At 53.6% G+C, this 19,534-nt stretch carries 17 protein-coding genes; 12 read left to right on the top strand and 5 right to left on the bottom strand.

Features of this window, described 5'->3' with window-relative positions:
• Positions 1 to 168: 168 nt before the first annotated feature.
• The 4 genes from HMPREF9469_RS08575 to HMPREF9469_RS08560 all read left to right on the top strand — a co-directional run bounded on the left by HMPREF9469_RS08575 (position 169) and on the right by HMPREF9469_RS08560 (position 6,894).
• A complete protein-coding gene (locus tag HMPREF9469_RS08575) occupies positions 169 to 2,106 on the top strand; it encodes an endonuclease MutS2 (protein ID WP_040415772.1) in 1,938 nt (645 codons plus the stop codon).
• A 45-nt stretch (positions 2,107 to 2,151) separates the two neighbouring features.
• Positions 2,152 to 3,396, top strand: a complete 1,245-nt coding sequence (locus tag HMPREF9469_RS08570) for a metallophosphoesterase (protein WP_007861006.1) — start codon at positions 2,152 to 2,154, stop codon at positions 3,394 to 3,396.
• A gap of 352 nt (positions 3,397 to 3,748) precedes the next feature.
• Positions 3,749 to 5,962: a PTS sugar transporter subunit IIABC gene (locus tag HMPREF9469_RS08565; RefSeq protein WP_007861004.1), complete on the top strand. Its 2,214-nt coding sequence runs from the start codon at positions 3,749 to 3,751 to the stop codon at positions 5,960 to 5,962.
• A gap of 113 nt (positions 5,963 to 6,075) precedes the next feature.
• Positions 6,076 to 6,894 (top strand): PRD domain-containing protein, encoded by an 819-nt coding sequence (locus tag HMPREF9469_RS08560; RefSeq protein ID WP_007861002.1) that lies wholly within the window; start codon positions 6,076 to 6,078, stop codon positions 6,892 to 6,894.
• Between the two features lie 16 nt (positions 6,895 to 6,910).
• Here HMPREF9469_RS08560 and HMPREF9469_RS08555 read toward each other — a convergent pair whose 3' ends face one another.
• The 5 genes from HMPREF9469_RS08555 to HMPREF9469_RS08535 all read right to left on the bottom strand — a co-directional run bounded on the left by HMPREF9469_RS08555 (position 6,911) and on the right by HMPREF9469_RS08535 (position 11,464).
• Positions 6,911 to 7,792, bottom strand: a complete 882-nt coding sequence (locus HMPREF9469_RS08555; RefSeq protein ID WP_007860999.1) for a DMT family transporter — start codon at positions 7,790 to 7,792, stop codon at positions 6,911 to 6,913.
• On the bottom strand, positions 7,782 to 8,648 hold the full coding sequence (locus HMPREF9469_RS08550) for an AraC family ligand binding domain-containing protein (protein WP_007860997.1): 867 nt from the start codon (positions 8,646 to 8,648) through the stop codon (positions 7,782 to 7,784). The genes HMPREF9469_RS08555 and HMPREF9469_RS08550 overlap by 11 nt, the downstream gene beginning before the upstream one ends.
• Positions 8,649 to 9,075: 427 nt before the next feature.
• The gene (locus tag HMPREF9469_RS08545; RefSeq protein ID WP_007860995.1) at positions 9,076 to 10,020 is read right to left on the bottom strand and encodes an ABC transporter substrate-binding protein; all 945 of its coding nucleotides are present in this window, start codon (positions 10,018 to 10,020) and stop codon (positions 9,076 to 9,078) included.
• Positions 10,017 to 10,763: an ATP-binding cassette domain-containing protein gene (locus tag HMPREF9469_RS08540; RefSeq protein ID WP_007860993.1), complete on the bottom strand. Its 747-nt coding sequence runs from the start codon at positions 10,761 to 10,763 to the stop codon at positions 10,017 to 10,019. Before HMPREF9469_RS08540 ends, HMPREF9469_RS08545 begins: the two co-directional genes overlap by 4 nt.
• The gene (locus HMPREF9469_RS08535; protein ID WP_007860991.1) at positions 10,763 to 11,464 is read right to left on the bottom strand and encodes a GTP-binding protein; all 702 of its coding nucleotides are present in this window, start codon (positions 11,462 to 11,464) and stop codon (positions 10,763 to 10,765) included. Before HMPREF9469_RS08535 ends, HMPREF9469_RS08540 begins: the two co-directional genes overlap by 1 nt.
• Positions 11,465 to 11,661: 197 nt before the next feature.
• Between HMPREF9469_RS08535 and HMPREF9469_RS08530 the strand changes: the two genes are divergently transcribed.
• From HMPREF9469_RS08530 to HMPREF9469_RS08495, 8 genes are all read left to right on the top strand, one after another.
• On the top strand, positions 11,662 to 12,324 hold the full coding sequence (locus tag HMPREF9469_RS08530; RefSeq protein WP_007860990.1) for a Crp/Fnr family transcriptional regulator: 663 nt from the start codon (positions 11,662 to 11,664) through the stop codon (positions 12,322 to 12,324).
• 46 nt (positions 12,325 to 12,370) lie between these two features.
• Positions 12,371 to 13,126 (top strand): nucleotide-binding protein, encoded by a 756-nt coding sequence (locus HMPREF9469_RS08525; RefSeq protein ID WP_007860988.1) that lies wholly within the window; start codon positions 12,371 to 12,373, stop codon positions 13,124 to 13,126.
• Entirely contained in the window at positions 13,123 to 14,379 is a 1,257-nt protein-coding gene (locus HMPREF9469_RS08520) for a nitrogenase component 1 (RefSeq protein ID WP_007860986.1), read from the top strand. Before HMPREF9469_RS08525 ends, HMPREF9469_RS08520 begins: the two co-directional genes overlap by 4 nt.
• A 1-nt stretch (position 14,380) precedes the next feature.
• Positions 14,381 to 15,592 carry a nitrogenase component 1 gene (locus HMPREF9469_RS08515; RefSeq protein WP_007860985.1) on the top strand — a complete coding sequence of 404 codons (1,212 nt, stop codon included), beginning with the start codon at positions 14,381 to 14,383 and terminating at the stop codon, positions 15,590 to 15,592.
• Between the two features lie 80 nt (positions 15,593 to 15,672).
• Entirely contained in the window at positions 15,673 to 16,842 is a 1,170-nt protein-coding gene (locus HMPREF9469_RS08510) for an ABC transporter substrate-binding protein (protein WP_007860984.1), read from the top strand.
• A gap of 15 nt (positions 16,843 to 16,857) precedes the next feature.
• Positions 16,858 to 17,871 (top strand): FecCD family ABC transporter permease, encoded by a 1,014-nt coding sequence (locus HMPREF9469_RS08505; RefSeq protein ID WP_007860983.1) that lies wholly within the window; start codon positions 16,858 to 16,860, stop codon positions 17,869 to 17,871.
• Positions 17,868 to 18,677, top strand: coding sequence for an ABC transporter ATP-binding protein (locus HMPREF9469_RS08500; RefSeq protein ID WP_007860982.1), 810 nt, complete (start codon positions 17,868 to 17,870; stop codon positions 18,675 to 18,677). The genes HMPREF9469_RS08505 and HMPREF9469_RS08500 overlap by 4 nt, the downstream gene beginning before the upstream one ends.
• Positions 18,678 to 18,772: 95 nt before the next feature.
• Positions 18,773 to 19,534, top strand: coding sequence for an SDR family NAD(P)-dependent oxidoreductase (locus HMPREF9469_RS08495; RefSeq protein WP_007860981.1), 762 nt, complete (start codon positions 18,773 to 18,775; stop codon positions 19,532 to 19,534).

Below are 19,534 nucleotides of genomic sequence, written 5' to 3'. Positions count from 1 at the left end.
GTAATTGTTTAGGACATCTGATGTGAAAATAGGTGCAAAAACGGACTTATAAGCAAGCTTGGCGCCGCCTTTGCACTCATTTTTCCGCTGTCCTGAACTGTTACTTTATTCTCTTGAACCGTATAACTGAAAGAATAGAAGGGAAAGACAGATACAATGACAGCTGTAATCAATCAAACATTTGAAGCATTAGCATTCACAGAGATATTAAAACAATTGGAGGAATATGCCAACTCTCCCATGGCAAAGGAGCGCATAAGGGCTTTGAGCCCATACCTGGAGGAGGGGGAGCTTCGCAGACAGATGAGGGATACCACCCAGGCCAGACAGATGCTGGATCTGCTGGGAAATCCGCCCCTTCCCATGATGGAGCAGGCAGAACATTTACTGGAAAAGGCGGTTCTTGGCGAACTGCTGCTGGCAGAGGAGATGGAGGAGATCGGGCTGTTCCTCACCGCGGTGGGCAGAATGCAGTCATATCTGGAACGGGGCAGGGAGCACCGCATCCCGGCTGCCTATTACAGCGATAACCTGATGCCTTTGACGGAACTCAGGGAGGAGATCCAGAGATCCATCCGCGGCGGAAGGATTGACGACCATGCTTCAGGCACTCTCAGGGATATCCGCAGGGAACTGTCGGTCCTGGAGGAAAAGATAAAGGAAAAGGCAGAGTCCTTGCTGAAATCACAGAAAAAATACATGACGGAAGGGTTTGTGGTTACAAGAAACCACAGGCTGTGTCTGCCGGTAAAGCGGGAATATAAATCCATGATCCCGGGCAGTGTGGTGGACAGTTCCTCCACCGGTGCAACTGTGTTCATTGAGCCACAGGCCGTGGCCAGGCTCCAGGACGAATATGATACGCTGAAGATAGAGGAGGACTGTGAAGAGCGGAAAATCCTCTATACCCTCATGGACCTGATCGCAAATGAGGAGGAAGCCCTAAAAGGCAACCTGGATACCTTGGCTAAACTGGATTTTATCTTTGCAAAGGGCAAGCTCAGCGCGCAGATGGACGCCAGGGAACCGCTGGTCAACACAGAGGGGCGTATCTGCCTGAGGGACGCCAGGCATCCCCTTCTCCCGCCGGAAACCAACGTGCCCCTGCAGTTTGAGATGGGCGGGGAAAGCCGTGGAATGATCATAACCGGACCCAATACGGGGGGGAAGACGGTTGCCATTAAAACAGTAGGGCTTTTTACGCTGATGGCGGGGTGCGGCCTGCACCTGCCTTGTTCCTATGGGGATGTGGCCATGAGGAATCAGATCCTGTGTGACATTGGCGACGGGCAGAACATGGAGGACAATCTTTCCACGTTTTCGGCCCATATAACCAATGTGCTGGACATACTGCGCCGGGCCACCGGAGACAGCCTTGTGATCCTGGATGAACTGGGGTCCGGCACCGACCCGGCAGAGGGCATGGGGATTGCCATTGCCATATTGGAGGAACTGCGCCATCGGGGCTGCCTGTACCTGGTAACCACCCATTATCCCGAGGTGAAATCCTATGCCAGGAGACATGGGGAGATCATCAGCGCCAGGATGGCATTTGACAGGGAAAATCTGAAGCCGCTTTATGGGCTGGAGATGGGAAAATCGGGGGACAGCTGTGCTCTTTATATTGCAAAACGTCTTGGAATGCCGGCCCATATGCTGAAAGTGGCGGCGGGAGAGGCGTACGGCCAGGTAAAGGAGAGCCTGAATAAAGAATTGGACCTGGAACACCCGGGCGGGGAAGAACTGGAGAGGATCTATGTGCCCGGGATTACACCCATTAAAAGAAAGACGGAATCAAAGGATGTGTCCGGTGTTTTTTCACGGGGAGACAGCGTAAGCGTGGAATCCACCGGGGAACCGGGAATCGTGGTAAAGCCGGCAGATCTGATGGGAAATGTTCTGGTACAGGTCAAGGGAGAAAAGCGTATGGTGAACTATAAGCGTTTAAAACTCAGGGTAAAGGCTTCCCAGCTGTATCCTGAGGACTATGATTTCTCCATTATCTTTGACAGTGTTAAGACCAGGAAAGCCAGACATGATATGGACAGGAAGTACCGGAAGGATCTGGAGATACAGGTGGAGGATTATAAAACCGGTAAGCAGTGAGGGACAGCGGAGACGGGACTTCACTAAAGGAGGCTGGAAGTACGTATGATATGGATAGGGATTCTCATTGGGGTGCTGGCAGTGATCGGCGTGTATTTTTATGTTTATTTCAGGCGTATGATCGGCTGGCTGAGGAAAAAGAAAGGGGATACGGCCACACGACTGCTGTCAGGCTTCTGCGCAGGCGGGGCAGCGCTTCTAACCCTTAATATGCGCAGTATCTGGGCAATCGTGATGCTGCATTTGTTTGGTTTTGCCCTTTGCATGGAGCTGGTGCATGCTGTTATCCGATGGCTGACAGGCCGTCATATGGGAGAACGCAGGCCGGCGGGCCGTCATATGGGAGAACGCAGGCCGGCGGGCCGTCATAGGGGAAGACGCAGGACGGCAGACCGGCAGATGAGCGGCCGCCGGAAGACTGCCTTAGGGGAAGAAAACAGCCCGGACAGATGGGACGGTCTTTACCGCTGCGGGATTATTCCGATCCTGTGCACTGCCCTGACGGTGGGATACGGGTACTGGAATATGAACCATGTGATCCGGACCGATTACCGCATAAAAACAGAGAAAGACATCAGAGACCAGGGATATGTGATCGCCCTGGTTTCCGACCTGCATTACGGCACCACTATGGGAGCAAAAAAGCTTCGGGAGTATGCGGATATCATTCAGGACGCTTCAGCGGATATGGTGGTTCTGTGCGGGGATATGGTGGATGAGGGGACCACCAGGGAGCAGATGGAGGAAGCCATGGGAATCCTTGGTTCCATCCAAAGTCCCATGGGTACATTTTTTGTCCATGGAAACCATGACAAAACACGCTATGCAGGCAATCCGAATTTTACCGCAGAGCAGTTGGAGGACGCGGTCAGGAACGCCGGGATCCGGATCCTGGCCGACCAGAAGGCGGAACTTCCCGGCGGACTTCAGGTGGTTGGGCGGGATGACCGTTCATTCCCAAGGGGAGGGAGGAGAAAGAGCATAGAGGAACTGACAGAAGATATGAATCAGGACAAGTTCATCCTTTTGCTGGATCACCAGCCCTGTGAACTGGAGGCAGCAGACCGTGCCGGCAGCGACCTGATGCTGTCCGGCCATACCCATGCGGGGCAGATCTGGCCATCCGGCCTTATCAGCCAGGGGACGGGGATGGTGGAGTTGAACTATGGATACCGCATGATGAACCATCTGCAGGTAATCGTATCCTCGGGGATTGCCGGCTGGGCATATCCTGTGCGTACCAGCAAACACTGTGAGTATGTGATTGTCACGGTGGAAAGGGCTGAGTAACGAACACGCAGCATTTGGTGAAGATGTACAAAAACATACAAGGATTTTGTTGCACAATTCTCATTGACATTTTGATAGGATATTGTTTATACTAAATGCGCAATTAAAAAGAGAGCGTGTTACTGGTAATGCAGGCATTAACTATGAAAGAACATTGGAAGCAGTGTTCTTTATGGTTAATGCCTTTTTTGCATGTGCGGATCATGTGATGTGTATGGGTAATGCTTTGTGTGGTCAATACTGTACATATCGGGTGCCGCCCATACTGCCGGCAGCAGGAAGGTTATGGCTGATGCCTGTATGATCAGGACACGGAATAAAGAAAGAATGAAAAAAGACAGGAGAATGGAAAATGAAAGACAGGATATTTGGTGTACTTCAGCGGGTGGGCCGCAGCTTTATGCTTCCCATTGCAGTACTGCCCGTGGCCGGGCTGCTTTTGGGGATCGGCAGTTCTTTTACCAATGAGACAACCATTGCAACCTATGGACTGCAGGGAATCTTGGGAAGCGGAACCATGTTAAACGCTCTTTTGGTTATTATGAGCAAGGCCGGAAGCGTTATTTTTGACAACCTGCCCATTATCTTTGCGGTGGGAGTTGCCATTGGTATGGCAAAGGCGGAGAAAGAGGTGGCAGCCCTTTCAGCCATGATCGCATTTCTGGTTATGCACGTATCCATCAATGGGGTGCTTACCATCACGGGCAAGGTATTGCCGGACGGAAGTGTTGCGGCGGATGTGCTGGAGGGAACGGTTGCCAGCGTGTTTGGGATGCAGACGCTCCAGATGGGGGTGTTCGGAGGCATTATCGTGGGCCTGGGTGTGGCGGCGCTTCACAACAGGTATCACAAGATCGTGCTCCCAAATGCACTTTCCTTCTTTGGCGGTTCCAGGTTCATACCCATTATCTCCACCGTGGTATATGTGGGAGTGGGAATCCTTATGTATTTTATATGGCCGGCCGTACAGAACGGGATCTATGCCCTGGGAGGCCTGGTAACGGGGACCGGTTATCTGGGAACCCTGATCTTCGGAATCGTCAAGCGCTCCCTGATCCCCTTTGGACTGCACCATGTGTTCTATATGCCCTTCTGGCAGACCGCCGTGGGGGGTACCATGGTGGTGGACGGGAATCTGATCCAGGGCGGGCAGAATATATTCTTTGCCCAGCTGGCATCCCCGGATGTGGTACATTTCAGTGCGGACGCAACACGGTACTTTTCCGGTGAGTTTATTTTTATGATATTCGGCCTGCCGGGCGCTGCCCTTGCCATGTACAGATGCGCAAAGCCGGAGCGGAAAAAGGCAGCGGGCGGGCTTCTGCTCTCAGCGGCCCTGACCTGTATGCTCACCGGTATCACGGAGCCCATTGAATTTTCTTTCCTGTTTGTAGCGCCCATGCTGTTTGTAGTGCAGGTGATCCTGGCCGGAAGCGCGTATATGATCGCCCATATCCTGAACATCGCGGTGGGGCTGACATTTTCAGGAGGCTTCCTGGACCTGCTCATATTCGGCATCCTTCAGGGAAATGCAAAGACCAGCTGGATAAGGATCCTGCCTGTGGGCGTGATCTATTTCCTTTTATATTATTTTATCTTCAGTTTCCTGATCAAGAAGTTTGACCTGAAGACACCGGGCAGGGAGGAAGAAGATGAGGAGACAAAGCTGTACACCAAAGCGGACGTCAATGCCAGAAAGTCTGCAGGTGCAGGGGATGGCGGCAAAGCCGGAGAGGATGAGGACCAGGCCAGCGCAGCCATTGCAAGAGGTCTGGGAGGAGCCGGTAATATCACTTCTGTGGACTGCTGTGCCACCCGTCTGCGGTGCTCTGTGGATACCCCGGAGCTGGTGAATGAGAAGCTGTTAAAGGCCACCGGAGCGGTGGGAGTAATCAAAAAGGGCCAGGGCATACAGGTGATCTACGGGCCTAACGTGACGGTGATCAAAGCCAATCTGGAGCATTATCTGGAGCATGCGCCAAAGATAAAGGAGACGGCTCTTTACGGCGGCAGTGAAAACAATGGCGGTAAGGACAGCGTGAAGCATGACGGGGAAGGCGGCAGCCCGGACCGGACGCCGGATGCAGGCCCTGATCAGGACAACATTCCACACACAGGCCGCCGCATTCTTCTTTCTCCATTTAACGGAACAGCGGCCCCCATTACGGAGGCTCCGGATGAGGCATTTGCCAGCAGGGCCATGGGGGATGGATACATGGTCATTCCCTCGGACGGCCAGGTGGTAGCCCCCGAGGACTGTGAGGTGGTGTTTGTGTTCCCGTCCAAGCATGCCATTGGCCTTAGGAATGCCCAGGGCATGGAGTATCTGATCCATGTGGGCGTGGATACGGTAAAACTTGACGGCAAGGGATTTGAAACCTTTGTCACGGACGGACAAAAGGTGGAAAAGGGCCATAAGCTGATGGAGTTTGACCTGGAATTTATCAGGAAACACGCGGCTTCAGACGCATGTATGACAGTGTTTACCGGCCTGAAGGAAGGGCAGGAGATCCACATGGAAAAAACTGGAGATGTAAAGGCACTGGAAGAAATCGCCTGGTACTGATGGCCAGATCATAAAAATCCTTCCTGCAAGTAGATGTTTTCATGGATTTTATGTATAATGGAAGCTGAGATGAGTACGAAATAAAAGGATCGGTCCTGTCAGGGAGGATTTTTATGTACCGAGTAATAAAGGTTTTAAATAATAATGGATTATTGGTTCTGGACGGGGAATCCGGCCGGGAAGTCATTCTTCTGGGAAACGGCATTGGATTTGGGCATAAGACCGGTGAGCGGATGGAATCTCCCGGGGAGGCGAAGCGGTATGAGCTGGTGAGCAGACAGGCATCGGCCCTGCAGCAGGTGAACAGCATAGACCCTGTGTTCATTGAGGCTGCGGGCAGGATCATTGAGGCGGCCGAGTCTGCCATGGGTCCTTTAAGCCACGATATCCTGATCCCCATGGCGGACCATATTGCCCTGGCCGTAAGCCGGGCAAGGGAGAACAGGGAGCTGCCCAATCCCTTTAAGTATGATATAAAGGCGCTCTTTGCCGGGGAATACCAGGCCGCCACGGAGGGAATCGGGATCATAAAGGAACTGGCAGGAGTCAGTATATCCGAGGATGAGGTGGGGTATATTACCCTGCACATCCACGCCGGGCTTTCCAGGGAGAATGTGGCAGCAGCCATGGAGGTCGCCAGGCTGGTGCAGGACAGCATCCGTTTGATTGAGAAAGAGATGGACTTCGGCCTGGCTTCGGACACCCTGGGATATAACCGGCTTGTGAGCCATATCCGCTATATGATAGCCCGGACAAGAAAAGGGGAGCGGGCCAATCTGGATATGGAGGACTATGCAAAGAAAAGTTTCCCCAGGACCTATGAGGCGGCAGACCATGTCTGCCAAAATATGGAACAGCGTCTGGGCGTTAAAGTGGCGCCGGAGGAGAGGGGATTTCTGGCCATACATATCCAGCGGGTCATGCAGGCGTAGAAGCTGACTGCGCGCTCTAGGACCTGCGCTCCGACAAAAAGAGTCCTGCCAGCGTGAGCAGGATGCCGCAGACAGCGGTTATGGTCACGGGCTCTTTTAATATGATGGCGGAGCTGACCGTGGTAATGACCGGAACCATGTAGATATACACGCTGGTCCTTACGGAACCCAGCAGCTTTACGGCCAGGTTCCAGGTGACAAAGCACAGGGCGGATGCGCCCAGCCCCAGGAACAAAAGGTTGCAGAGGTTCAGGGGATTTATGATCCGGTCCAGGGTAACATGAAAGTCCATGATTAGGATTGCGGGAACCATGAATAAAATTCCATAAAAGAATGTGCGCCTTGTGGTCTGTATCGTGCCGTAGCCAAGGGCGCTTATTTTTTTTGTCAGGGTGGAATAGACGGCCCATATGACAGCGGCAGCCACTGCCAGGACATCACCCACGGGGTTGATGGACAGGGCCGCGCTGCTTCCGAAGCTGATGAAGCAGATGCCTGCCATGGCCAGAAGAAAGCCTGTAAAAAAGCGCTTTCCCGGCCTGGATCCGCCCAGGAACAGGCAGTTGAGGATCGCTGTAAAAAAGGGTGCAATGCTGATGATGACGCCCACGTTGGATGCCAGTGTAAAGGTGAGGGCGATATTTTCCAGGAGATAGTACATGGTGATGCCGCACAGGCCTGCTGCTGCAAAGAGATATTCCTGTTTCCGGGAATCCAGGACAAGGTTTCCGGGACACACCATCCACAGGGCCAGGTATCCGATGATAAAACGGATAAACAGGATCTCCACAGGGGAAAAGGATCTTAAAAGCACCTTGGTGGAAATAAAGGTGGTCCCCCAGATCAGGATGGTGACAAATGCGGCCAGATGGCCGGCGGGTGTTTTTTCATAGTTCATGACGCGGCTCCTTTTCCGGCTTGGCCGGTTCTGATGGATCTGAAAATATTTTTTGATATTGTCTGGGTGTCAGCCCGATGAATTCCTTAAAAAAGTTGGTAAAGTGGCTCTGGTCCGAAAAGCCTGCCATGGCAGCAGCGTCCACGGGCGGGATCCCCTGCTCCAGGAAATGCTTGGCCTTGTCCAGGCGTATGGTCTGGAGATAACGGTAGGGGGAGACGCCCACCTGTTTGGTAAAAGACCGCAGCAGGTAGGATTTGCCGAAGGTAGTCATCTCAGTAAGCTCATCCAGGGAGATATTTTCTGAGAAATGCTCCTCCATATAAGTACACAGGGACTGGATCTGCGGGTTGGGACGGGATACGGCTTCCTCATCAAAGGGGGAGGCGTATTCCTGAAGGACCTGTTCCAGAAGAAAGAACATGGTCTCTTCCTTTTCAAACCTGGCCGCATGCCTGAGAATGGAATCATAAAGAGTGGCCACGGACCGGGCGATCTCGCTTCGGTAAACCACATTTTGTGTGAAATAAGGTTTAAAGTCTTTTCCGGTGATCTCCTTAACAAACCGCTCCATCACCTGGGGATTGATGTTCACGGCACGGTAATCCAGGGGCTCCCCGTCCAGCGGTCCGCAGCAGTGGTTGTCCCTGGGATTAAACAAAAGCAGATCCCCGGTACTCACATCATATTCCTGGTTCTTGCACCAGAGATGACGCTTTCCTCCCTCAATAAACCCAATGACGTAGAAATCATGAAAATGGTTGGGGAATTTCTGTACGATTCCGCTCAGCTGATAGGCTTCTATTTCCAAGTCGCGGTCATAGTGCACATGGCGCTGTTCTTGTTCCTGTAACATTTGATGTTCCTCCTGACGTAATCTGATCTGCTGTGAATACCGGCGCTATGGGCTATGATGAGTGTCCCGCAGCTTCAGGCAGTGTCCCGCGGCTATGACGGGGGGTATCATGGCTATGGCGGGCGTATCACGGCTACGGGTAAGTGTATCACGGTTTGGACGGGATTTCTTGTATGATATGACACTTGTATGTTGAATCCGCCTTGGCCGATGGGGGACAGCCCAGGCCGTTGGATTGTATAAAAAAGGGATGCCCGGGGCATCCGGGAATCCCTTTTTGTGGCTGCTGTTATGTTGACGATACCGTAGATCATGCACCAGAGCGTGGCTGAACATTGGGTTCTGACAGCTGTACCTTCCGCCATTGTTCCATTGTACCAGAATTTTCTGTATTATGCCAGCTTGGTCCCGGGCGGCGAAACTATCTTCAGGCCGATGTCGCTGTCTCCGTGCCCAGGCAGTTTCGATACAGCTCATAAAAGGATCCGGCGGTCAGGGTTTCCAGGAAGCCGGGAGAGGGAAGGCGCAGGAGACCTGAATCAGACATCCAGATATCCTTGGGACTTTGGGGACTGCAGCTGATCAGGCAGCCGTTATTCACATAGAAATGACTGATCTGTGGAGCCCGGAGCGCATTGATCACAGTTAAGGCGGCATCCTCCGGTATGGTCTTCCTGGCGCATATGTATGAGGGCACGGCCACGGCTCCGTCTGCGGGCCAGAATGCCTTTTTCTGCCTGCCGTCCGCACGGAGCGCATACACGGAGGGGACTAGTGCCAGGGCGGCTTCCCCTGTCCGCACACTCTGAAATGCCTGTATGGGCATGTGGGTCACGGTGCAGTTGGACAGAAAACGTCTGGCATTGTCCGGTCCGCAGGATTCCCAGATGGTCTTTACCACGGTCTTGGCCGCGGAATTTTCCACACCCCCAAAGGTCAGAGGGTATCCCTCCTTTACCAGCTGGTCCAGACAGATGGAATTGCTGCCTCCGAATTTACGGCTGTCCGCAAAAAACACCAGAGGGATTGCCAAATAGGGCAGGAGGCAGTCACTGCGGTGCAGCCGGCGGACACATTCCGCCTGTTTTACAGGCAGGCAGTTCGCCAGGGGGTGCAGGCCTGACTCTGCGAGACGGATGTAGATCCTCTGGTCCTCAAAGACCTCCAAATCAGCGGACACCACAATATCGGGAAGGATTGCTTCCGGCTCCATCAGGTATTCGGACATATGGTGGGAATATCCCAGACCAAAACAGCGGACATTGAGGTCAATCCCCTTTTGTCTGAGATCGGACCGGATCCGGTCTAAAAAAACAAGCTCCTGCCTGTGCAGGATACAGATATTATTCCAGTAGAGTTGGATCTTGATCATATAAGGGTTTCTCCTTTCCGCAGTCTGGACTGCAGGAGCATCTGCTCCTCATACACCTGGTCCAGACGGGCAAACAGCCGGGTCTCCTCAGGGGTGCGTGCAAGCACGGCCCGGACAGCCCCGTTATCCATAATGATCCTTTTGCGGGCCATCAGGGCCGTGTGCGGGTCATGGGTGACGATGAGCACCAGCTTTTTACTGTTTGTGAGCAGGTGCAGGGCTTTTTTCTTGTCGATCCCGGCATTTTCTATTTCATCGATCAGTATTACCGGACTGTCACACACCAGCGCAATGTCGGCAATCATCAGTGCCCGGCTCTGCCCCCCGCTGAGCAGGTTCAGGTGGTCAGAGGAAAACACAGGTTCCGGTGTGATGGTATTGGCCATGTCCAGAATTTGTTTGGGCATCAGGCCGGTTTGATCCCGGCAGCGGCAGTGAAGAGCCAGAAAGTCCATCACCGTCAGGTCCAGCACAAACCGCATACTCTGGGAGAGATGGGCCACAAGCCGGCCGGAGACGGACTGGCGGCTTCCAAATGGCACGGCTTTGCCGTCTAAGAGGATACGCCTTCCGGTTGGGGATTCCCCGTTTACCAGCTGTTCGATATCCTTGATCAGTCTGCTTTTGCCTGACCCCGTGTTGCCTGCCACCGCGCACAGATCTCCGGGTCCCAGGACCAAAGGGGCAAATGCTTCCGGCCTTTGATCCTTTCCGCGGCCGGGATGGATGGTTAACTGGTTCATCACAATACCTCCTGAAAGTCGATTTTCCCCACCACACCCTGCTGGAAGGAGCTGCCCACCCTCTGTTCCCCTACGCAGTAGGAGCAGACACCGGCCGGCATGGTGTGGCGCAGGCAGTCATGTTCAAAGCCCGCGCTGTCAGGAAGGGACAGCAGCCAGTCCCCCAGGAATTCTACACCGTAGCCTGCCAGTGCATCCACGGGAAAGATCCTGGCGCCTGGATTCAGCTCCTTCAGGTTCCAGTGTATGATCTCCAGTTCAGCCTGGGATACCATATCGGTTTTGGTTGGGACGATAAAATCCGCCTGAAGCAGCATGGGACCCAGCTGCCCGGGAGCGCGGCAGCTGGCCGTGCAGTCCAGGATGCAGCCTGCAATGGAATGAACCGTGGCAGGGGAGCACCGGTGGCAGAGACCGGCTGTCTCAATAAAGAGAAGACTGCAGTTTTGCCGGTCGGCATAATCCCACAGTTCCGGCAGATTGGACACCAGAAAGTGGTCGGGACAGATGTCCCGGCTGATTCCTGAGACTGCCGGGATCCCCATGCTTTGATAGAGCGCTGCATCCTCTGTCATCAGGCAGTCGATCTTGCAGACCATGGGGGATTCCCCTTTCTCCCGCATATAGGGAAGGAGGGTGCGGAGCACGGACGTCTTTCCCACAGCAGATGAGCCGGAGAAAAGAATGGTTTTCTGGGGCATGTCAGGTACCTTCTTTCATTTTTAATTGGAAAACAGCATACCAGAAGGCATGGATTCCGTCAGTATCAGGTGAGACCTTATAGAGAATTTTTTTTCTTGATATTTAAATGGCGGTATGTTACTATTTTGGTTAGTTTAAACTAATTAGAGTAAATCATAACTAACCCATATCGCACTCTATAAGGAGGGGAGGACCAATGTGCCAGGAAGAAATCCAGGAGGCGGTTTGTGCCTCTTCCCTGCTCCGTGACAGCGGGCTTTCCGCTGACTGTATGAAGGTGAGGAAATGTCACAAAGGGCAGATCATCAGTGACAGGCAGAAAGGGCAGGAAATTCTGGGACTCGTTGTTTCGGGCCGGGTGGATGTGTACAGCATTGCCCTGGACGGGCGCGAGATCCTGCTTTCGCAGTTAAAAAGAGGGGATTGCTTCGGGATCATCAACCTGTTTACGGATACGGAGCTTCCCACGGTCTTAAGATGCCGCAGCGACACCACGCTTTTGATGATCCCAAAATCAAAGCTGATCGAGGCAATGGAAGCCAACGGATCCCTGGCGATCCGCTATGCGGGCGTCTGTAATCGGAAAATGCAGTTCTTGATCCGCCGCATTGAATTTCTTACAATGCAGTCGGGCAGGAAAAAGCTGATTCAATACCTGCTGATGCAGCCGGAATGCCATGGGGAAGTATGTCTGGAGGAATCCAGGGAGGAACTGGCATCCGTACTGGGAATCAGCCGCGCTTCCTTGTTCAGGGAGCTGGCCCTGCTCCAGAACCGGGAACTGATCAGCCAGGAGCACGGGAGGATCAGGATATTGGACCGGAAGGAACTGGAAGACATACTGTATTGCTGCAGCTGACCTGCAAAGATGTTTCTATAACAATGAAGGGACAATGAGGAAAACCATGAAGAAGATAGCAATTTACGGAAAAGGCGGAATTGGAAAATCCACCACCACATCCAATCTGTCCGCGGCTCTGGCAGCCCGGGGCCTGCGCGTTATGCAGATCGGGTGTGATCCCAAGGCTGATTCCACGAAAAACCTGATGGCGGGAAAAAAGATACCCACCGTACTTGACCAGATACGTCAGAAAGAAGAGGCGGTGAGCCTGGAGGATATTGCATTTCGGGGATATGGAAATATTGTGTGCGTGGAATCAGGGGGGCCCACCCCCGGGATCGGATGTGCGGGAAGAGGCATCATTACTGCCTTTGAAAAACTGGAGGAATTGGAAGCATATGAGGTGTTCCGGCCGGATGTTGTTTTTTATGATGTGCTGGGGGATGTGGTCTGCGGAGGATTTGCCATGCCCATACGGGGCGGGTATGCGGACCATGTGATGATCGTCACATCCGGGGAGATGATGGCTCTGTTTGCGGCTGACAATATTGCCCACGCCATCCGCAATTTCGGGAAAAGGGGTTACGCAAAGCTGGCAGGCTTTATCCAGAACTCCAGAAATGTGGAGGGGGAGGACGAGCGGGTGCGCCTGGCGGCGGAGGAGAACGGAACAGGGATCCTCCACATCGTGCCCCGGGACCGGTCGGTACAGCTGGCGGAAAACCAGGGCATGACAGTGATAGAGGCATATCCGGACAGCCCTATGGCAGCCTGCTACCAGGCGCTGGCCGATAAGGTACTGGAGGTGACGGGAGTATGAGCTGCTGCTTTGAAAATACCCTTCACTATTCTTCCCCGGGTCACGGAGACTGGGGCGTTGTGAGGATCGGGATGCTGGCGCCGGAAAGCGTACAGCTGTTTGTATGTCCCAGTGCCTGCGGAAGGCATGGGGCAATAGGGGCCATGAAACAGGGGCTGAAGGACCGCCTTTTTTACCTGTATGTCAGCCAGAGCGATATTGTGGATGGATATGACCCGCTGATACCGGAGGCTGTAAAGAATGTGCTGGAGGCCCTGAAAAAACAGCCAAAGGTATTTTTTATCTTTGTGAGCTGCCTGGACGATCTCATCGGGACAGACCACGAGGCACTGCTGGAGGAGCTGGGAAACAGTTATCCCGGCATACAGTTTCGGGTCTGCCACATGAATCCCATTTCCCTGGGGTCCAAAACACCGCCTCCCGTATCCATCCAGAATAATCTGTACAGCCTTCTGGAGCCGGCACAGGACCGGGACAGCGGAGTAAACGCAGTGGGAAACCTGGAGCCGGTTGCCCTGTCCAGTGAACTTTACCCCTTCCTTAATACATACGGAGCCGGAGAACTGCGCCACATTTCCAGGTACACTGTATATGAACAGTACCAGGAGATGAGCAGAAGCAGGGCCAACCTTGTGATTGGGCCGCCCGGAAGGCAGGCCGCCGGGCAGATGGAGGAACGCCTGGGGATTCCCTGGGTCTTTATTCCGGTATCCTATGATATGGAAGAGATTGAGGGGGGCTATGCCAGGCTGAAGCAATTGCTTGCCCCGGATGCGGAGGACTGCTTTGACTTTGCCCCGGCCAGGGAACGGGCTTTAAAAGCAGTGGAGAGGGCGCGGCGGAGGGTGGGGGATATTCCTGTCATCATTGATGCCTCCGCCACGGTCCAGCCCTTTGGCATGGCAAAAGCGCTCCTTACTTACGGATTTCAGGTGACACGGGTGGAAGCCCAGGATTGTATGCCCTTTGACAGGGAACATATGGAATGGCTGGTACGGAATCATCCCAAGGTGGAGATCTGCCAGCCTGAACATCACCGCGCCGTGCTGTTTTCCCGCAGGCTGGAGTACAGCCTGGGAATCGGTGTGGAAGGGGCGTACCTGGCCGGCTCCAGGCATGTGGCGGATCTGTTTAATGACGCAGGCATGTTTGGCTATGACGGGATCGTCAGGCTCATGGGGCTAATGGAAGGCGCAATGGAGGCTGAGGTGGATTTGGAACAGATGATTAATGGATACGGATTGGTGGTGTGATATGGCTAAATTATCAATATGGCTTCCTCCCTTTTCCCCGGATTATTCCGGAGTTTCAGCGGTTCTCTTTGACCTGGACACGGTGACGGCAATGCATGATGCCTCGGGCTGTACGGGAAATTACACGGGGTATGATGATCCCAGGTGGTATGGCTCCCGATCCGGAATTTTCTGTTCCGGGCTCAGGCAGATGGATGCGGTGCTGGGGGATGATGAAAAACTTATGGAAAAGATGGAGGCGGCCGCAAAGGACTTAAAGCCGGATCTCCTGGCCCTGGTGGGAAGCCCGGTGCCCATGGTGATCGGGGCGGATCTGAAAGGGATCGCATATGAACTGGAGGAACGGACCGGGATTCCCGGTTTTGGCTTTGACACTACAGGCACGGCGTATTATGACAGGGGAGCCTTCCTGGCAGCCAGGGAATTGCTGGACCGGTTTGCGCAACCCGGGGAAATGCAGCAGGGCCGGGTGAATATTCTGGGCGCCCTTCCCATGGATTTTGGGGACGGAGAAAATATCAGCTGCCTTAAGACTTGTCTTAAACAGAATGGGTACGAGACAGGCCTGTGCCTGGCAATGGATTACAGCCTGGAGGATCTAAAAAAGGCCGCTAATGCCCAGGTCAATCTGGCGGTATCCAGATTTGGTTACCTGACTGCCCTGTATATGGAGCGAAGGTTCCACATCCCCTATCTTTGCGGTTTTCCGGTGGGGGAAAAGGGACAGGAGGATTGGCTGTCCGCTGTAAAAAGGGTGGCACAGACCGGCAGGACGGAAATGCTCTGGGAGGCGGATACATCCGTGGCTGACGCTGCATCCGCGACCGGCAGTTCCGCCCGCGTTCTGATCATAGGGGAACAGGTGATGTCGGACTCCATCAGGTATGCCCTGAACAGGGACTTTGGATTCACGTCCGTGACAGTGGGGTGTCTGTATGGAATGGAGCAGGCGCTGGCATCCCCCGGAGATATGGACCTTGGGGACGAGGGCCGGATCAGGGCGGCGGTTAACAGCCCGGACTATGAGATGATCATAGCTGACCCTTTCATCCAGCCTCTTTTGGAGGAGGGCTCAGACAAACAGTTTTTACCCATTGCCCAGTACGCGATATCCAGCAAACTGGGAGTGGAATACAGTGCCTGCGTTGCAGGCGTACATTTTAACCAATGGATGTGCGCTCGGAGTCTCCCCGGAACCCGTCTTTGGGGCTGATGTTCCGCCGGCCCCACACAGATCGGTCTGGGTGCCGGGAGATTCCAAGAGTACACATAGTTTCAAGGGAGGATAAACAAATGATCAAACGAAATGCAGTGACAGCCGCCTTGCTGGCGGCAGGTATGGCAATATCTCTCATTGGCTGTGGTTCGGGTGCGGCAGGAACCGCTTCCGTCCAGGACACCCAGGCCCGGGAAACGGTCCTGGACCATTCTCCGGACCAGTCCCCGGAGGGAGAGACGCGTATTGTGGTGGACCACACGGGAAGGGAGATTGAGATTCCGGCAGAGATCAACCGCATTGTCATCTCGTCCCTCCTGCCCCTTCCCTCCGTGTACAGCCTGTTTGAGGGCTCGGCGGAGAAGCTGGTGGGCATCCATCCGTCTTCCATGGCAGCGGCGGAGAATTCGATCCTGCCCAAGGTGGTGCCTGACATACTGGATGTAAACACGGATTTCCTTCAGGGAGGGGAGCTGAATATTGAGGAACTGCTGAACCTGAAGCCGGATGTGGTGTTCTACAGTGCCAACAATACGGAAGAATACGAAAAACTGGCGGCGGCAGGCATACCTGCGGTTGGGTTTTCCACCTCCAACTGGGACTTTGACTGTGTGGCAACCTTTGAAAACTGGGTAAAGCTCCTGGGTGAGGTACTGGGCCAGGAAGATAAGGCGGCCGGGATCGCGGATTATGGACACCAGGTATATGACGAGGTACAGGCTGTGCTAAATGGAGCAGGGGACATAGAAAAGCCAAGGGTATTGATCCTGTTTAATTACGCAAACGGGGTGATCAAAACCTCGGGCAGCAATTTCTTTGGACAGTACTGGATCGAGTCCACCGGTGGCATCAATGTGGCCGCGGACCTGACCGGAACGCCTGAGATCAACATGGAACAAATCTATGAGTGGGATCCCGATATCATATATATTACAAATTTCAGCCCCTATCTTCCTGAGGACCTGTATGACAACACCATTGAAGGCCATGACTGGAGCAGTGTGAAGGCGGTAAAAGAAGGAAAGGTCTACAAGTTCCCTCTGGGCATGTACCGCTGGTTCCCGCCTGCATCAGACACACCGCTGGTATTAAGGTGGCTGGCACAGAAAAACCAGCCCCAGCTGTTTGCGGATGTGGACATGGAACAGGAAGTGCGCACATACTATGAGCGTTTTTACAATGTGGCGCTGTCGGACGAGGACATCACACAGATCTTTAACCCGGCCAGGGAAGCGGCAGGGAACTAAATGCAGGAGCCTGGTATGGAGAAAATAAAAAAGAAACACAACCTGATGAGCCTTGTCATATTCCTTTTGCCCATTGCGGTAACTATTATCTGTATTGGAATCGGAAGGTATCATATATCGCCTCTGGAATCCCTGCAGATATTAGTGTCGCCCCTCACCGGGCAGGAGGTGGATCCCCAGGGCTGGTCCGTGGTTTATCATGTGAGGCTGCCCAGAATCATGCTGGCCCTTGTGGCCGGCATGGGCCTGTCTATATCAGGCGCGTCCTTCCAGGCACTGTTTTCCAATCCCTTAGCTACCCCGGATACGCTGGGGGTGGCCACGGGTGCATCCTTTGGCGCGGTGCTGGCCCTTTTGTTTACCAGAAATGTGTTCGTGGTGCAGCTGGCAGCCCTGGCCATGGGATTGGCAGCCCTGGCAGGAACCTGCATGATCAGCAGGCTCAATGGAAAAAGCAGTATCCTTATGGTGGTTTTGGGAGGAATGGTGGTGTCATCCCTGTTCCAGGCCCTGGTATCCCTGGTAAAGTATGTGGCTGATCCGGACGAGGACCTGCCTGCCATCACATACTGGCTGATGGGAAGCATGTCCAGGGCCACCTATCAGGGGCTGGCAGTGGGGATCCCGCTGATCTTACTGGGCGTGGCGCTTTTGTTCCTGCTGCGGTGGAGGCTTAACATCCTGTCCCTTCAGGAGGATGAAACCAGGGCCCTGGGAATCGATGTCAGAAAACTGCGGATAATGGTCATGGCAGCTTCCACCCTGGTGACCGCATCCTGCGTTTCACTGTGCGGGCAGGTGGGATGGGTGGGACTTCTGATCCCCCATGTGGCCAGAATGCTCTACGGAAGCGATAACCGCAAGATCATTCCGGTGAGCATGGGTCTGGGCTCTGCCTTTATGGTGGTGATCGACACAGCGTCCAGGGCGGCCACGGCCGCGGAGATACCGGTGTCCATACTGACGGCCATTATAGGCGCGCCCTTTTTTATCATACTTTTACGCAGGACAGGAGGTGCCAGACTGTGAGATTTGAGGTAAGGAACGGAAATTTCGGATACGGGGCATCCCAGGTCCTTCACCAGGTGTCCTTTGACCTGGAGGGGAATCAGGTCCTGGCAGTGCTGGGGCCCAACGGCGTGGGAAAGACCACCCTTTTAAAATGTATGATGGGTCTGCTGAAGTGGGACTCCGGGGAAAGCCGGATCGATGGCGTTCCCATGAATACACTGAAACATTCTGAAATATGGAAACGGATCGCCTATGTTCCCCAGTCAAAGGGAATATCCTTGTCCTACACGGCCCTGGAAATGGTGGTCATGGGACGGTCGGCCCGCCTGGGGCTTTTTGCCCAGCCCTCAAGGGAGGATATGGAGGTGGCAAAAGCATCCATGGAGGAGGTGGGCATTACCTTTCTTATGGATAAACCCTGCAGCCAGATGAGCGGAGGAGAGCTTCAGATGGTCCTTATTGCCAGGGCACTCTGTACACAGCCGGAAATGCTCATCTTGGATGAGCCTGAATCCAATCTGGATTTTAAGAACCAGCTGGTCATTCTGGATATGATCAGGCAGCTGTCCTCCAACCGGGGCATAGGAGCCATTATCAACACCCATTATCCGGCCCATGCCTTAAAAATCGCGGACAAAGCGCTGATATTAAACCGGGACAAAAGCAGCTTTTACGGGGGAGCGGGGGAGACGATTACGGAGGACAATATGAAGAAAGCGTTTGCAGTGGAGGTAAAAATCGCGGATTACTACTATGAAGATGTGAATTACCCCAATGTGATACCCATCCGGGCCTTCAGCCCCATGAGCTCCCATTCACTGTAAAAGCCCTTGATTTTTACAGAAAAAGATGTTACTCTTAGTTTAACATTTCACACACAACCGGCTCCTGAACCACACACATCCAGGAGGGTAAAAGAATGAATTTATTTGATCTTACAGGCAGGAAAGCAATTGTAACAGGCGGAACCAGAGGGCTGGGCCACGGCATGGCCGAGGGTCTGATGGAGGTTGGAGCCGAAGTGGTTATATTCGGCAGTTCCGAGAAAGTACATGATGTGGCCACACAGTTCTGTGACCGCGGATTTAAGTGCCATGGCATTGCGGTGGATCTGGGGGACAGTCAGGCCAGGGCAGATGCATTTGCTGAAGCAGTGAGCGCCATGGGCGGCCTTGACATCCTGGTGAACTGTGCCGGCATCCAGAGACGTCATAAGAGTGAGGAATTCCCGCTTTCAGATTGGGAAGCAGTTATGAATGTGAACCTGACAGCACCCTTTGAACTGTGCCAGATGGCGGCCAGGGAATTTATGGCCAAGGAGAAACCGGGAAAGATCATTAACATTTCCTCCATGCTGGCATTTTTCGGCGGCTTTACCGTGCCTGCATATGCTGCATCCAAGGGAGCTGTTACCCAGATGACCAAGGCGTTCTGTAATGAGTGGGCAAGCAGGAATATCAATGTAAACTGCATTGCACCCGGCTATATGGACACGGAGATGAACACAGCGCTGACAGACCCGTCCAATCCAAGATATACGGAGATCACAAACCGCATACCTGCACACCGCTGGGGAACCCCGGAGGATATGAAGGGGGCTGTTATTTTCCTTGCATCCCCTGCATCCGACTATCTGAACGGAGCCGTGATCCCGGTGGACGGAGGATATCTGGTTAAGTAA

The organism is [Clostridium] citroniae WAL-17108 (genome assembly GCF_000233455.1).
Taxonomy (GTDB): domain Bacteria; phylum Bacillota; class Clostridia; order Lachnospirales; family Lachnospiraceae; genus Enterocloster; species Enterocloster citroniae.
Note: the sequence above shows the minus strand (reverse complement) of the source record. Positions and strands in the feature narration are given on the sequence as shown.